At 74.1% G+C, this 14,252-nt stretch carries 13 protein-coding genes; 4 read left to right on the plus strand and 9 right to left on the minus strand.

The features are described from left to right. Positions 1-62: 62 nt before the first annotated feature. On the minus strand, positions 63-1,100 hold the full coding sequence (locus DBP14_RS00410) for a LacI family DNA-binding transcriptional regulator (protein ID WP_129305064.1): 1,038 nt from the start codon (positions 1,098-1,100) through the stop codon (positions 63-65). A 159-nt stretch (positions 1,101-1,259) separates the two neighbouring features. Between DBP14_RS00410 and DBP14_RS35880 the strand changes: the two genes are divergently transcribed. Next, positions 1,260-1,415: a DUF6131 family protein gene (locus DBP14_RS35880; RefSeq protein WP_164992220.1), complete on the plus strand. Its 156-nt coding sequence runs from the start codon at positions 1,260-1,262 to the stop codon at positions 1,413-1,415. Positions 1,416-1,441: 26 nt separating this feature from the next. Here DBP14_RS35880 and DBP14_RS00415 read toward each other — a convergent pair whose 3' ends face one another. Beyond that, positions 1,442-2,665, minus strand: a complete 1,224-nt coding sequence (locus DBP14_RS00415; RefSeq protein WP_347239629.1) for an MFS transporter — start codon at positions 2,663-2,665, stop codon at positions 1,442-1,444. Between the two features lie 164 nt (positions 2,666-2,829). On the opposite strand from DBP14_RS00415, the gene DBP14_RS00420 reads away from it, so the two are divergent. Continuing rightward, complete coding sequence (locus tag DBP14_RS00420; RefSeq protein WP_129305065.1) at positions 2,830-3,243, plus strand: SRPBCC family protein; 414 nt, start codon at positions 2,830-2,832, stop codon at positions 3,241-3,243. A 39-nt stretch (positions 3,244-3,282) separates the two neighbouring features. Here the strand turns inward: DBP14_RS00420 and glpK are convergent, their stop codons facing one another. Beyond that, complete coding sequence (glpK, locus tag DBP14_RS00425) at positions 3,283-4,797, minus strand: glycerol kinase GlpK (RefSeq protein ID WP_129305066.1); 1,515 nt, start codon at positions 4,795-4,797, stop codon at positions 3,283-3,285. Positions 4,798-4,841: 44 nt separating this feature from the next. Further along, a complete protein-coding gene (locus DBP14_RS00430) occupies positions 4,842-5,609 on the minus strand; it encodes an IclR family transcriptional regulator (RefSeq protein WP_129305067.1) in 768 nt (255 codons plus the stop codon). 240 nt (positions 5,610-5,849) lie between these two features. Here DBP14_RS00430 and DBP14_RS00435 point away from each other — a divergent pair, with 240 nt between their 5' ends. Continuing rightward, positions 5,850-6,275 carry an ATP-binding protein gene (locus DBP14_RS00435; RefSeq protein WP_129305068.1) on the plus strand — a complete coding sequence of 142 codons (426 nt, stop codon included), beginning with the start codon at positions 5,850-5,852 and terminating at the stop codon, positions 6,273-6,275. Between the two features lie 45 nt (positions 6,276-6,320). Here DBP14_RS00435 and DBP14_RS00440 read toward each other — a convergent pair whose 3' ends face one another. From DBP14_RS00440 to DBP14_RS00455, 4 genes are all read right to left on the minus strand, one after another. After that, positions 6,321-7,676, minus strand: coding sequence for a PP2C family protein-serine/threonine phosphatase (locus DBP14_RS00440; RefSeq protein ID WP_241740745.1), 1,356 nt, complete (start codon positions 7,674-7,676; stop codon positions 6,321-6,323). Between the two features lie 97 nt (positions 7,677-7,773). After that, positions 7,774-8,532, minus strand: coding sequence for an IclR family transcriptional regulator (locus DBP14_RS00445; protein WP_129305069.1), 759 nt, complete (start codon positions 8,530-8,532; stop codon positions 7,774-7,776). Between the two features lie 135 nt (positions 8,533-8,667). After that, the gene (locus DBP14_RS00450; RefSeq protein ID WP_129305070.1) at positions 8,668-9,492 is read right to left on the minus strand and encodes a transferase; all 825 of its coding nucleotides are present in this window, start codon (positions 9,490-9,492) and stop codon (positions 8,668-8,670) included. After that, positions 9,489-10,754 carry a glycosyltransferase family 4 protein gene (locus DBP14_RS00455; RefSeq protein WP_129305071.1) on the minus strand — a complete coding sequence of 422 codons (1,266 nt, stop codon included), beginning with the start codon at positions 10,752-10,754 and terminating at the stop codon, positions 9,489-9,491. Before DBP14_RS00455 ends, DBP14_RS00450 begins: the two co-directional genes overlap by 4 nt. Before the next feature lie 105 nt (positions 10,755-10,859). On the opposite strand from DBP14_RS00455, the gene DBP14_RS00460 reads away from it, so the two are divergent. Then, positions 10,860-11,600: a DUF6215 domain-containing protein gene (locus DBP14_RS00460; protein ID WP_241740746.1), complete on the plus strand. Its 741-nt coding sequence runs from the start codon at positions 10,860-10,862 to the stop codon at positions 11,598-11,600. Positions 11,601-11,625: 25 nt separating this feature from the next. On the opposite strand, the gene DBP14_RS00465 is transcribed toward DBP14_RS00460, so the two are convergent. Continuing rightward, a complete protein-coding gene (locus DBP14_RS00465; protein ID WP_241741138.1) occupies positions 11,626-14,241 on the minus strand; it encodes a SpoIIE family protein phosphatase in 2,616 nt (871 codons plus the stop codon). Positions 14,242-14,252 lie beyond the last annotated feature (11 nt).

Here is a 14,252-nt window from a genome sequence, read left to right on the forward strand (position 1 = left end):
CCGCAGCTGGGTGGGCCGGTCCTTGCGAGGCGTATGGCCGCAGTTATGGCGGCTGGGGGCGGTTAGTCGGTGGGGGTTTTGCGGTGGGAGGAGGTTCGGGGGATCAGTCGGGGTGGGGGTGGGGGGGTGGTGGGTGTGGGTGGGGGGGTGCCTAGGCGGGCCAGGAGGAGTTCTACCGCGTCGCCGGCTGCCCGGTCCAGGCGCAGGTCGACCGCGGTGAGCGGGGGTTCGCAGGTGCGGGCGCGCAGTCCGTCGTAGCGGGTGACGACCATGACGTCGTCGGGGATGCGGCGGCCGGCCTCCCGCAGCGCGCGGACCGCGCCGACGGCGAAGGCGTCGACGAGGACGCACAGCGCGTCGATGCCGGGGTGCTCCGCGAGCAGTTCGGCGCACCGGTCGTGCCCGGCCTGTTCCCCGCCGTCCTCCGGCACGGCGGCGACGATCGGCGTCCAGCCGTGGGCGCGGGCCGCCCGTTCGTAGGCGGCGCGGGCGTCCAGGGAGGAGTGGCGGGTGCCGGCACCGACCATGAGCGCGGGGCACCGGGCGCCCTGGGCGTGCAGGTGCTCCAGGAGCAGTTCGGCGACCCGGCCGCCGTGCAGGTCGACGTAGGAGGCGTCGTCGCCGGCGGCGGTGGGCCGGCCGAGCGTGACGTACGGCAGTCCGCGTTCGCGGAGTTGGGCGACGGCGGCGTCGTCGGCCTCGGGCTCGACGACGATCGCGCCGTCGATGTCCACGGAGTACAGCGCGGACCCGGACTGCACGGGCGGGATCAGGACGAGCGCGTAGTCGTGGACGAGGGCGCGTTCGGCCGCGGCGGCGGCGACCTCCATGTAGAAGCCGAGCCGGGAGGGGCCGCCGGCGACCGCGAAGGGCATCGAGGAGACCAGCGCGATCGCCTTGGCCTCGCCGCGGCGCAGGCGCTGGGCGCGCAGGTTGGGCCGGTAGCCGAGTTCGGCGGCGACCGCCTTGATGCGTTCACGGGTGCGGGGGTCGACCTTGCCGATGCCGTTGAGGGCGTGGGACACGGTCGTCCGGGAGACCGACGCCGCCTCGGCGACGTCGGCGATGGTGGGCCGGCGGGCGCCGCGGGACGTGGTCATGCGCCTATCTTCCCAACTCGCCTCCCCCGGGACCAGACACCCCCCTTCGCGGGTTCGCGCCGGGCCGGGGGAAAGTTTCGCGGACCCGGGTGAGATGACGGCGCCGGTTCGGGGCATCCGGAAGGGCAGGGGGGCAGGGCCAACGGCTGGAGGCACGTCATGATCGCCCTCGGAGTCATCCTTCTCATCATCGGATTCATCACGGGCATAGGCATCCTGTGGACCATCGGCATCATCCTGGTCGTGATCGGCGCCGTGTTCTGGATCCTGGGGTCCATGGGGCACGCGATCGCGGGCCGCCGGCACTATTGGTGACCGGAACGCCCGACCGCTCCTCCTGACTACGAGGGGCTCGTGCCCTCGCTGAGGGCGCGGGGCGGGTGGCGGGTGACGCGCAGGCCGACCGCGGCGACGAGCAGGACCGCGCAGCAGGTGAAGACCATGCCCGCGGTGCGCACGCCCAGCGTCACGGCCAGCGCGCCGACCCCGACTACCGGCAGCGAGATGCCCAGGTAGGCGACGACGAAGAACGCGGAGATGGTGGCGCCGCGGTGCTCGGCCGGTGCGGCGGAGCCGACCGCGGTGAGTCCGGCCCGGAAGGCCATGCCCTGTCCCACGCCTCCGGCGACCGCGCCGAGCAGCAGCAGGGGGAAGGACTTCAGCAGCAGCGAGGCCCCGACGAGGAGCAGCCCGACGACGAGGACGCCGCAGCCGCGCGGCAGGGCACTGCGCGCGCCGAGCCTGCCCATCAGCAGCTGGCCGCAGGTCGAGGCGCAGAACACGCAGAAGACGACGGCACCCGTCACCGCCAGATTGTGCTTGCCGAGGGTCTGGGCGAGGAAGGCGGGCGCCACCGCGGTGAACAGGCCGAGCAGGGAGAAACCGGCGAAGGCGGCCAGCGCGCAGGGGGCGAACACCCCGCTCACCTCGGGCGGAACGGTCATGCCCTGGGGGCGCAGCGGGGGCCTCGGTCCCGTGTGGTGCACGGTCTCGGTGGCCAGGCAGGTGACCAGGAAGGCGACGGCCAGCAGGGTGAGGTGGACGAGGAAGGGCAGCACGAGGGGCCGGGGCGCGTACTCGGCGAGGAAGCCGGCGAGCAGCGGGCCCAGTCCGAGGCCGCCCATGTTGGCCGCGGTCGCCGCGAACGCGGCGCGTGCCCGGCGTCCTGGTGGCGCGAGGTCGAGGACGGCCGCCGTGCCGGTGCCGCTGAACAGGCCCGCCGAGAAGCCGGACAGAACCCGGCCGGTGTAGAGCAGGGGCAGTCCGCCCTCGAACAGGAAGCAGACCGCGCTGAGCGCCGACAGGCCGAGGGCGCCCATCAGGACGGGTCGCCGTCCCAGGACGTCGGAGGAGCCGCCGGCGACGAGGAGGGCGGCGATGACGCCGACCGCGTACACGGCGAAGACCACCGTGACGATCAGTTCGGAGAACCCGATCTGCTGCCGGTACAGCCCGTACAGCGGCGTCGGCAGGGTGGTGCCGAGCATCCCGACGGCGAAGACGCCCGCGACGGCCTTGTATCCCGGGCGGCGGCGCTGCGGGCCGGGCCCCGCGTCGGTGCTCATCAGGCCACCTTAGGCCGGGAGCCGGCCGTGGCCCGGCAGGGGCGGGGGGGCTCCGTGTGCGTTTCCGCTGTTCCGGCGATCCGTGGTCCGGGGGGCTTTTCGGGCGGGGCGGACGGGGCACGCGGGCGGGGTACGGACCGACGACTTCCAGGGTGGTGCCCGCGATGTCCGAGTACGAGCGTTCCCGCACGATGCCCGCGCAGCCCGAGCAGGTCTTCGACCAGGCGGCCAATCTCGGACAGCTCGACGCCTGGCTGCCGGACGAGCTGCATGTGCGGGTGGACGACCCGCCCGCCGTCACCGTGCACGAGGACCGCGCCGGTCAGGACACGGCCGCCCTCGTGCGGGCCGAGGGCGAGCAGATGCGCATCGAGTGGGGGACCCGCGAGCAGGGCGCCTACGCGGGCTGGCTGCAGGTCGCGGGGATCGGCAGCGGCGCCAGCGAGGTGACGGTGCACCTGTCGTTCTTCGACGACAGCCACGACCCCGGTGAACAGACGGTCGGTGACGCGCTCGACGGCAGTCTGCGGCGTCTGGAGGAGCAGGTGCGGCTCCGCGTCGACAACGCGGCGGGCTGAGCCCCACCACACCTGCTCCCCGCACCGGGACCGGTGCGGTCAGTGGGGCGCCGGCGGTCTGATCCAGTCCAGGGAGCGTTCCACGGCCCGGAGCCAGTTGTCGTACTCCGTCTCCCGGTGCCCGGGGTCCATGGCGGGCAGCCACTGGGCTGCCCGGTGCCAGTTGCCGCGCAGGACCTCCAGGTCGGACCAGTAGCCGGCGGCGAGCCCGGCGGCGTAGGCGGCGCCGAGGGAGACGGTCTCGACGACCATGGGGCGGACCACGGGCACGTCGAGGACGTCGGCGACGTACTGCATCAGCAGGTTGTCGGCGGTCATCCCGCCGTCCACCTTGAGGCGGCTCAGCGGTACGGCGGAGTCGGCGTTCATGGCGTCGACGACCTCCCTGGTCTGCCAGGCGGTGGCCTCCAGGACGGCGCGCGCGAGGTGCCCCTTGGTGATGTAGGAGGTCAGGCCGACGATGACGCCGCGCGCGTCGCTGCGCCAGCGGGGGGCGAAGAGCCCGGAGAAGGCGGGGACGATGTAGCAGCCGCCGTTGTCGTCGACGGTGCGGGCGAGGGTCTCGATCTCGGGGGCGCTGCTGATCAGGCCGAGGCGGTCGCGGAACCACTGGACCAGGGAGCCGGTGACGGCGATGGAGCCTTCCAGGGCGTAGACGGGGGCCCGGTCACCGATCTTGTAGGCGACGGTGGTGAGGAGCCCGTGCCTGGAGCGGACGACGTCGGTGCCGGTGTTGAGCAGCAGGAAGCTGCCGGTGCCGTAGGTGCATTTCGCCTCGCCCGGTGAGAAGCAGGTCTGGCCGAAGAGGGCGGCCTGCTGGTCGCCGAGGGCGGCGGTGACGCGGACGCCGGGCAGGAGGGTGCGGGCGGTGCCGTAGACCTCGGCGGAGGATCTGATCTCGGGGAGCATCGGGCGGGGCACGCCGAAGAACGCGAGGAGTTCCTCGTCCCAGGTGAGGGTGTGGATGTTCATCAGCATGGTGCGGGAGGCGTTGGTGGCGTCGGTGAGGTGCAGGCCGCCGTCGGCGCCGCCGGTGAGGTTCCAGATCAGCCAGGTCTCCATCGTGCCGAACAGCACGTCGCCGTCGCGGGCGCGCTGGTGGAGGCCCTTGACGTGGTCGAAGAGCCAGCGCAGCCGCAGGGCCGAGAAGTAGGTGGAGGGCGGCAGCCCGCAGCGTTCGAGGAAGAAGGCGTCCCCGGGGTCGCGGGCGAGTTCGTCCACGAGGGGCGCGGTGCGGGTGTCCTGCCAGACGACGGCGCGGCCGAGCGGGGCGCCGGTGTGCCGGTCCCACAGAACGGTCGTCTCACGCTGGTTGGCCAGTCCGACGGCGGCGATCTCGTCCGCGCGGACGCCGGCGTCGGCGAGGGCCTCGGGGACGACGCGCCGCAGGTTGTGCCAGATCTCGACGGCGTCGTGCTCGACCCAGCCCGGCCGGGGGAAGTGCTGCTGGTGTTCCCGCTGCGCGACGGAGACCAGGCGCCCACGGTGGTCGAACAGGATGCATCGCGTGGAGTTGGTGCCCTGATCGATGGACATCACATACCGTTCAACCATGATCGGGTCTGCCTTCCGGGGGGACGAGGAGGCGTCGGGAGGGCCTACCAGCGGGCGGCACCGAGGTCTTTGGAGATCGCCCGGGCGGCCTCCCGGATCAGGGTGATCAGGCTCGGCCGGGGGTGCCCCTGGCTGTCGCAGATCCGCTCGACGGCGCCGGAGAGCCCGATGGCGCCGACGACGAGACCCCCGTGGCCCCGGATCGGTGCGGCGAGCCCGGCCTCCCCCATGCTCATCTCCTGGATCTCGGCGGCCCAGCCGAGCTCCCGGACCTCGGCGAGCGACCTCGTGAGCTGTTCGGCGCTGTCCAGGGTGTGCCGGGTGTAGGTCTCCAGCCCCGCTTCCCGGGCCGGTTCCAGGGCGACGGTGCCGTAGGCCAGGAGGACCTTGCCTAGGGAGGAGGCGTGCAGGGGCAGCAGGGCGCCGACGTCCAGGGTCTGGAAGGTGTCGTCCGGCCGGAACACGTGGTGGACGACGAGGACCTTGCCCTCCAGCGGGGTGCCGAGGCGCACCGCTTCGCCGCTGCGGGCGGCCAGGGCGTCGGCCCAGTTGATGGAGCGGGAGCGCAGCTCGTTGACGTCCAGGTAGCTCGTGCCGAGGTGCAGCAGGGCGGCTCCGAGCTGGTACTTCCCGGTGGCCGCGTCCTGCTCGACGAAATCCACGTGCTGGAGAGTGCGCAGGATGCCGTGGGCCGTGCCCTTCGCCAGCCCCAGCGAGGCCGCCACCTCGCCGAGCCCGAGTCGGCGCGGCCCGCCCGCGAGCAGGCGCAGGATCGCCGCCGCCCGTTCGATCGACTGGACCGGTCCGGCCATGAGGCGAGCCTATTACCGCCGCGGACGGCTCGCCCGGCCTGCGCGGACGGCTCGCCCGGCCTGCGGACGGCCCGCCCGGGACCTGCGCCCGCTGGCTACGGCAGAGGCGGACAGCGCGGCGTTCGGTAATGCCGACCGGTGTTCATTGACCGGCCGGGACCGGCTTCCTAACGTGCTCTGCGACTCGGCAACGCGCCGGGCCGGACGACAGGCCCGCGGCGCCGAACCCCAGGAGAGACGATGGCGGCACAGCTGAACACGCTGTTTCGGGAGGCGTTCGACGAGGTGTGTCCGGTGCCGCCCGTCGCCGGTGCCGTGCCGGCCGTGCGCCGGCGCGTGGGCAGGCTCCTCGCGGACTGGGACGTGTGCCCGCGGATCGTCGACGACTCGCTGCTCGTGGTGTCGGAGCTGCTCACGAACGCGTTCGTGCACGCCCTGCCGCCGGCGGTGCTACGGCTGTCCTGGCGTCCCGGTGACGGGGCGGGCACCCTGCGCGTCGAGGTGACGGACGCCGGCCCCGTGCGTCCGGCGGGCGCCTCGCCTGCGGGAGTGGATCCCGACGAGCACGGCCGGGGCGAACACATCGTGCGCGCGCTGGCCGTGCGCCACGGCATACGTGTGCACGACGGCGGAGTGACCCGGTGGGCGGACCTCGTCACGGCCTGAGAGTCTTGCGATGCGCCGGGGGGCCGGTCAGGCGTGCGCTTCTGCTCAGGTCTGCGGTTCGGGGACGGCAGATTCGGCGGCACCGGACTCGCGGGCGACGGGTTCCAGGGCAGCGGGCTCCGAGGCGGCGGCTTCGCAGACCGCGGGTGCAGGGCCGGCGGCATCAGGGCCGGCGGACTCAGGGACGCCGGGTTCGCGGTCGGCCGGTGAGCCCGCTTCCGGGGTCTCGGGGGTCGTCCGCTCCTCCCTGGTCCGCTGCCGCAGCAACAGCAGGGCGGCGTCGTCGTGCAGTCGGCCGCCCACGTGTGCGAGCAGCTCGCGGTGGAGCGCGGCGAGGGTGCGGGCCGGCTCGTCGCCGACGTGACGGGCCACCCCGTCGGCGAGGGGATAGAACTCCCGGGCGTGGTCGCGGGCCTCCGTGACGCCGTCCGTGTAGAGCAGCAGCTGGTCCCCGTCGGCGAAGGGCAGGAGTTCGAGACGCGGGGTCTCGCCGGACAGGGCGCGCAGCCCGAGCGGCGGGGAGGGATGGGCCGGTTCCACCGCCACGACACCTCCGTCGGCGGATATCAGCAGCGGCGGCGCGTGCCCGCAGTTGACGACCTCCAGCCGGCCGGGGCCGCAGTGGCCGACGACCACGGCGGTGACGAAGTCGTCCGCGCCGAGGTTGCGGGCGAGGCTCCGTTCGATCCGGGCGACGACGGCGAGCAGGTCGGGCTCGTCGTAGGCGGCCTCCCGGAAGACACCGAGTACGAGCGCGGCGGTTCCGACGGCCGGCAGCCCCTTGCCGCGGACGTCGCCGACGATCAGCCGGATGCCGTGCGGGGTCGGCACCAGGGCGTAGAGGTCCCCGCCGATCCGGGCCTCGGCGGCGGCGGCGCTGTACTGGACGGCCACCTGGAAGGGGCCGACGGTCTCCGGTACGGGCTTGAGGAGGGCGTGCTGGGCGGCCTCGGCGACGGAGCGGACGGCGGCCAGCACGCGTTCCCGGCGGCTGCGCAGGGCACTGGCCAGTCCGCTCGCCAGCGTGACGGCGACCAGGGCGGACAGCACGGCGACGAGTTCCCCGCCGGGGACCCCGTCCCGGGCGCCCAGCGCCGCGCCGAGCGCCGCGGCGAGTACTCCGACGCACACGACACCGCGCGGCCCGTTGGTGGCGGCGGCCAGTGCGGGCCCGGCCGCCAGCAGCGGCAGCCACATCGTGCCGGCGCCGCCGAGGACGTCGACGAGGACGACGACGCAGACGATCACCACCGGGAGGACGGGGATGCCGGCGGCCAGTTGGGCGGCGCGGTGTCTGTGGGCCGGCGTCCGGTGCCCGGCCGCCCCCTCCCCCGCCGTTCGTTGACGGGCCGCGCCCTCGCGGGCATGTCGCGACGGCCCGTGCTGCTGCGCCTGACTCATGTGTACGTCCGCGGTCCTCACGTTGGGGGTGCACTCCCGGCATGTCCGTTTCATCCAGGAAACGGGCTGGGCCGGGCCGGTCACAAGGTGAGGGATTTCAGATAGTGAGCGACAGGCTCCTGGTCACACGGCTCGCGGCCGGCAGCAGTCGCCCCCGCACCTCGCCGAGCCGTGAGACGCGTTCCGCCGGCAGGGAGACGCCCAGCGAGCCGAGGATGTCCCCGCTGTAGACGGGCACGGCGACGCACACCGTACCGAGGGCGTACTCCTCCAGGTCCGTGACGGCCGGGGCCAGCGGGGCCGAGTCGAGCCGGCGCAGCAGTTCGGGCGGGCTGGTGACGGTGCGCGGGGTGAGGTCGGCGAGGTGGTGGCGGGCGAGGTAGTCCCGGCGGGCTTCGTCGTCCAGTTCCCGCAGGACGGACTTGCCGAGGGCGGTGGCGTGCCCGGCGTCCGCGAAGCCGACCCACAGGTCCACGCGGGGTGCCCGGGGGCCGTCCACGATCTCGGCGACGCGGATCTCGCCGTCCTCGTAGAACGTGAGGTAGGCGGCGCCGGCGAGTTCGTCGCGCAGGGCGGCGAGGGCCGGCCGGACGCGGCTGAGGAGCCGCTGGGCGCGGCCGGTGGTGTGCAGGGACTGCAGTTTGTCGCCGAGGACGTAGCCGCCGTCGTCCAGTTTGCGCACGTAGCCGTCGTGGACCAGCGTCCGCAGCAGGTGGTAGGCGGTGGCGAGCGGCAGGCCCGTGTCGCGCGCCAGCTGTTTCGCCGGCGCGCCGTTCTCGTGTGCGCTGACCTCCTCCAGCAGGCGGAGGGCGCGCTGCACGGACGTGATGAGGGTGGGGCTGTCGCGAGCAGCCATGGGACCAGGGTGCGCCGGGCACCGGGCGCGGGCAAGACGGGGCCGGTGCCCGGCGCACCCACCGGGCCGGTCCGCCGCCCGCGCACCCCTCGGGCGGGCGGCCGCCCGGCGCACCCTGGCCGGCGCCCCGCGGGCTCAGCCGGCCGCGCCTACCTGGAAGGAGAGGTCGTTGTCGACCGTGTAGTAGGCCCGCACGTCGGTGCCGTCGGTGCGGGCGGCCGGGTAGACGAACGATCCCTTGCGGTGCTCGACGTCGTCCAGGAGCCGGGCGACCCGGACGGGGGGTGCGTCGGGGGCGGGGTGGACGAAGACGTCCCAGAAGCCGCCGCCGGCCGTGGTGCCGGCGGCCAGCGCCCGGTGGTCGACGGTGAAGCGGAAGTCCCTGCCGTCTGCGCCCGCGTGGACCGGCGCGGTCTGCTCCCGGTCGCCGCCGCTGCCCCGCGGGCACAGCCGTACGACCGCTCCGTCGGCGAGGCGGGTGCCGTGCAGCCGGGCGTGGACGGTCGTGGACCGGTCGCCGACCTCGATGCGGCCGGCTTCCGCGTGGGCGGTGCGCAGCCAGGTCCGCAGCGCGAGGTAGCCGTCCTTCGTCGGGTAGGGGATCCGCGCGGCCACGGGTGCGGTCCGGTCCCTGAGGTGTCCGTCTACGAGGGCCCGCAGATCGCGCGGACCGGGTCGCAGGCGTTCTGGCTCGGCGTCCGGTGCGCGCAGGAGGTAAAGGTCCCAGCGGCCTTCGGCCAGCGGCGGGAGCGGGTCCAGGACGGCGCGCGTCTCGCCCTCGGCACCGGTTTCCAGGGTGAGGAGGCGCCGGTCCGTGTCGGGGCTGCCGGTGCCGGTGCGCCGTCGCAGCAGGAGCTGGGGGCGGGGGTCCGGCACGGGTGGGGTGAGGGTGAAGGCGATGTGGCCGTCGGGGCCGGCCAGGCAGTGTGCGCGCGGTTCCGTTCTGTCGTCCCCGGTCATCGGTGGTCCTTCCGCAGGGTGCGTCGGGCGCGGGCGGCGGCGGTCAGGGCGAGATCGCGGGCGGCGAAGCCGTGGCCGAGCAGCGCGCGGGTCCGGCCGCCCGGCGGCCGCGGCGTGCGCCGGCCCGCCGCGCGGGCGGCGACCGCCTCGGCCAGCAGGTGTTCCGCCTGTTCCACCACGGTGCCGGGGGCGAAGCGGGCGGCGTTCTCGAGGGCCGCCCGTCCCATGGTCCGGCGCCGTTCGTCGTCGCGGACGAGTTCCAGGAGGGCCGCGGTGAACGCGTCCCGGTCCCCGGTCGGGACCAGCCGGCCGTCGGTGCCGTCGGCGATGATCTCCGCGGGTCCGTGGGGGCAGTCGGTGCTCACGACGGGCAGGCCGCAGCGCATCGCCTCGACGATCGTCATGCCGAACGGCTCGAAGGAGGCGGCGGAAGCGGCGATGGACGCCTTCACCCACTCCGCCTCCATGGGGGTGGCGGCGCCCATGAGGAAGGCGTTGTTGCTCAGGCCGAGCCGCTCGATGAGGGCCCGCAGCGCGTCCCGCTGCGGGCCGGTGCCGTAGATGCGCAGGCTCCAGTCGGGGTGGGCGGCGGCCACGGGGGCGAACGCGTGGATGAGCAGGTCGTAGCGCTTGACCGGGACGAGCCGGCCGGCCGCGACGATGAGTTTCGCGCGGCCGTCCGCGGGCGGCAGTTCGGGGTCGGGGACGCTGTTCGGCAGTGCTTCGACGCGGACGCGCGGCAGGCTCATCATGCGCCGGTAGGCGCGGGCGTCCGCCTCCGTGACGGTGGTGAGCACGTCCAGGCGGCGGTAGGCCGGGCGCAGGGCGGTGCGCAGGCGCGGTGAATGGCGTTCCAGCGTGAGGTGTTCCTGTCCGATGCGGGCCACCCGGTCCGGTGCCTGGAGGGCGAGGTGCACGTTGAGGCCGGGGCGGGTGCCGACGACGGCGTCGGCGTCGGTCGTCTCCAAGTACGCGGCGATCCGCTGGTCGGTGAGCCGGCTGTACTCCCGGTAGCGGTATTCCGCGGCGGGGAACACCCTGGCCGGCTCCCGGTACAGGGCGTCGTCCTTCTCGTGGCGCTGGTCGACGAGGAAGCGCAGCGCGATCCGCGGGTCGGGGGTGAGTGCCGGCTGGTCCCGGCTGCGCAGCACGGAGACGATCTCCACGTCGTGCCGGTCGGCCAGGGCCTGGGCCAGATTGAAGGTGGTGGTGATCGTTCCTCCGATTCCGCACACGTTGTGGATCAGGAATGAGATCTTCATGCCGGTCCAGACTTCGTCAACTCGCGCGTGGTTGCGTGCCGTTACCACTTCGTGGCCCGTTCGGCCGTCCTGCGCCTCGATCGGCGGGTTACGCTCCCCCGGCATATGCCGGGGGAGAACAGCGAGGTGGGGGGCATGGTCGAGGGCGAGACGCCCGCGGCTGAGAAGCAGCCGCGTCCGGAGAAGCAGCCGCGTCCGGGCGTTCAGGCCGTCGTGGCGGTCGTGGCCATGGCGGGGCTCATGGGCGGGCTGTGGGGGCTCGGGAAGGTGCTGCCCGGCCAGTCCGGTGAGCAGGGGCCGGCCGCGTGCTCGCACTCGGACGAGCATCTGCCGGCGCGGTACGTCTCCGGGGCGAAGCTGTGCGCGGCGCTGAACCGGCCGGACCTGCCGGCGCTGCTGGGCACGCCGGCGGAGCAGGCGGAGACGGCGCAGGGCACCGGGAACTGGATCACCATGGCCGACGGGGAGAAGATCCCCGACCCGGAGGCGGAGGTCAGTCTGACGACGTACGCCGTGCAGCTGTCGGCGTCGTACGACGGTCTGCCGGTCGGTCGGACGGCGCGGCTGCTGAGCGCGGACGCGCGGTCCACCACGGTGCTGGGGCATCCGGCGGCGCTCTATTCGAGCCGCACCGTGCAGTTCACCTTCCGTTTCGACGGCGGGAAGTCCCGCGCGGATCCCGGCGGCGTCGCCCGCTGCCTGCTGGTGGCCAGGGACGTCAAGGAGGGCGGCGGCTCCTTCGAGATCGTCGTCTGGCGGCAGGACGACGTGCTGCCCGACGACGCGGCCCTGCTGCGGGTCGCGCGGAAGGTACTGCCGACGGTTCCGGGCTGGTCCGGCGGCTGACACGGCGCTGTTCGGGACGGGGCTGCTACCAGGCCAGTTCGTCGAACAGCGCCGTCGGGTCGGGTTCGGGGGCGGCCTCGCCCAGGTTCTGTTCGGCCCAGATCACCTTGCCGCGGGCCGTGTAGCGGGTGCCCCAGCGGGCGGCGAACTGGGAGACCAGGAACAGGCCGCGGCCGCCCTCGTCGGTGGTGGCGGCGCGCCGCAGCCGGGGCGAGGTGTTGCTGCCGTCGGAGACCTCGCAGATCAGGGTGCGGCCCAGGAGCAGCCGGACGCGGACGGGCGGGGCGCCGTAGCGGATCGCGTTGGTGAGCAGTTCGCTCAGGATGAGTTCGGTGGTGAACGCCGGCTCCTCCAGTCCCCATTCCGCGAGCCGGCGGCTGACGTCGGTGCGGACCCGGGAGACGGCGGTGACGTCGGACGGCACGTCCCAGGTGGCCACCTTGGCCGGGTCGAGCAGCCGAGTCCGGGCCACCAGCAGGGCCACGTCGTCGCTGGGGTGCCCGGGGAGCATGCGCTCGACCAGGACGCGGCACGTCTCCTCCGGGCTGGGGTCCGCTTCGGCGGCGGCCCGGCGGAGCATCCGGAGTCCCTCGTCGATGTCCCGGCTGCGGTCCTCGACCAGCCCGTCGGTGAACAGGATGAGCCGGCTGCCCTCGGGCAGGGTCAGCTCCCCCGTCTCGAAGGGGTGGCCGCCCACGCCGAGCGGTGGTGACAGAGGCAGGTCGGGGAAGGTGACCCGGCCTTCGGGGCCGACCACGGCGGGGGCGATGTGCCCGGCGCGGGACAGGGTGCAGAGGCCGCCGACCGGGTCGTAGATGGCGTACAGGCAGGTCGCCCCGGTGAGGGGGGCGCGGTCGTCGGCCGTGTCGGCGGTGTGGGTGTCCAGGCGGGCCACCATCTCGTCGAGGTGGCCGAGCAGTTCGTCCGGGGGCAGGTCGAGGGAGGAGAAGTTCAGGACGGCGGTGCGCAGCCGGCCCATGGTGACGGCGGCGTGCATGCCGTGCCCGACGATGTCGCCGACGACCAGGGCCACCCGGAAGCCGGGCAGCGGGATGACGTCGAACCAGTCGCCGCCCACTCCGGACTGGGCGGGCAGATAGCGGGAGGCGATCTCCAGGGCGTCCTGGTCGGGCAGGTCGCGCGGCAGCAGGCTGCGCTGCAGGGTGACGGCCATGGCGTGTTCGCGGGAGTAGCGGCGGGCGTTGTCGATGGCGACGGCCGCCCGGGCGACCAGTTCCTCGGCGACCGCGATGTCCTCCTCCTCGAACCGGGGGGTTCCGGCGCCGCGCCAGAAGTTGACCATGCCGAGGACCACCCCGCGCGCCCGCAGCGGCACCGTGATCAGCGAGTGGATGCCGTAGTCCAGCGCCTGCAGGGCGCCCTCGGGGTCCTGGGCGCGCCAGTCCTGCGCGGTGTGCAGGTCGGGCACCAGGACGGCCTTGCCCCGGTGCAGGGCGGCCACCATCGGGGTGTCGGCCACGACGAACTGGATCAGGTCGCCGACCGGCTGGAGCGGATGGCCGGCCTGCGACTCGCTCAGCGCGGTGCGCCGCATCAGGTTGACGGCGCCGGTGGGCTCCTCGCCGCGCAGCACGGAGTCGAGGAGTTCGACGGTGACGAAATCCGCCATGCGCGGGACGGCGACCTCGGCGAGTTCCTCCGCGGTGCGCCGCACGTCGAGGGTGGTGCCGATGCGGACGCCGGCCTCGTACAGCAGGGTGAGGCGGCCCTGGGCGAGTTCTGCCTGGCCGGTGAGGGCGCGCAGTTCGGTGGTGTCGCGGAAGGTGGCGACGAGGCCCTGGGCCACACCGTAGGGGGCGGTGAGCCGGGTGTTGACGGCCAGCAGCCGGTCGCCGGCCGGGAGGACCTCGTCGGTGGCGGCCACGCCCGAGGCCAGGAGCCGGGTCAGGGCGGGGCCAAGCCCGAGGTCGGTGACCTGCCGCTGGTCGGCGTCGGGGGGCAGGTCGAGGAGGCGGCGGGCCTCGTCGTTGGCGAGGAGCAGGCGGCCGTCGCCGCCGAGGATCAGCACGCCCTCGCGTACGGCGTGCAGGACGGCGTCGTGGTGTTCGTACATCCGGGTCATCTCGGCCGGACCGAGGCCGCGGGTCTGGCGCAGCAGGCGCCGGCTGACCAGGGCGGCGCCGCCGGTGGCGAGGACGAGTACGCCGGCCGCGGAGCCGAGCAGCGCGGGGAGCTGCTGGTTGAGCACGTGCCCGAGGGTGTCGAACTCGATGCCGGCGGTGACGATGCCGATGACGCTGCCGTGGGCGTCCATGACGGGCACCGCGGCGCGCACGGCGTCGGTGGGGGCGCCGTGGAAGGTCTCGGTGTAGGTGTTCCCGTGCTCGGCGGGGCCGACGTCCTGGGCCTTGGTGCCGATCAGTTCGGGGCGGGGGTCGGTGAGCCGGACGCCGTCCTTGTCCAGCACGGTGATGAAGTCGACGCCGGAGCCCTTCCGGGCCGCCTCCGCGTCCGGCTGCAGCCGGGCGGTCGGGTCCGACGAGCGCAGGGCGGCGGCGGTGCCGGGCGCGTGGGCGAAGGCCTCGGCGGCGGCCAGCGAGCGGTTCCTGGCGTTGCGCTCACCGTCGTGGCGGCCCTGGACGACCAGCGCGGCGGCGGCCCCCGCGACGAGCAGCAGCATGAGCAGCGCCT

Source organism: Streptomyces sp. L2 (assembly GCF_004124325.1).
In the GTDB taxonomy this organism is placed as follows: Bacteria; Actinomycetota; Actinomycetes; order Streptomycetales; family Streptomycetaceae; genus Streptomyces.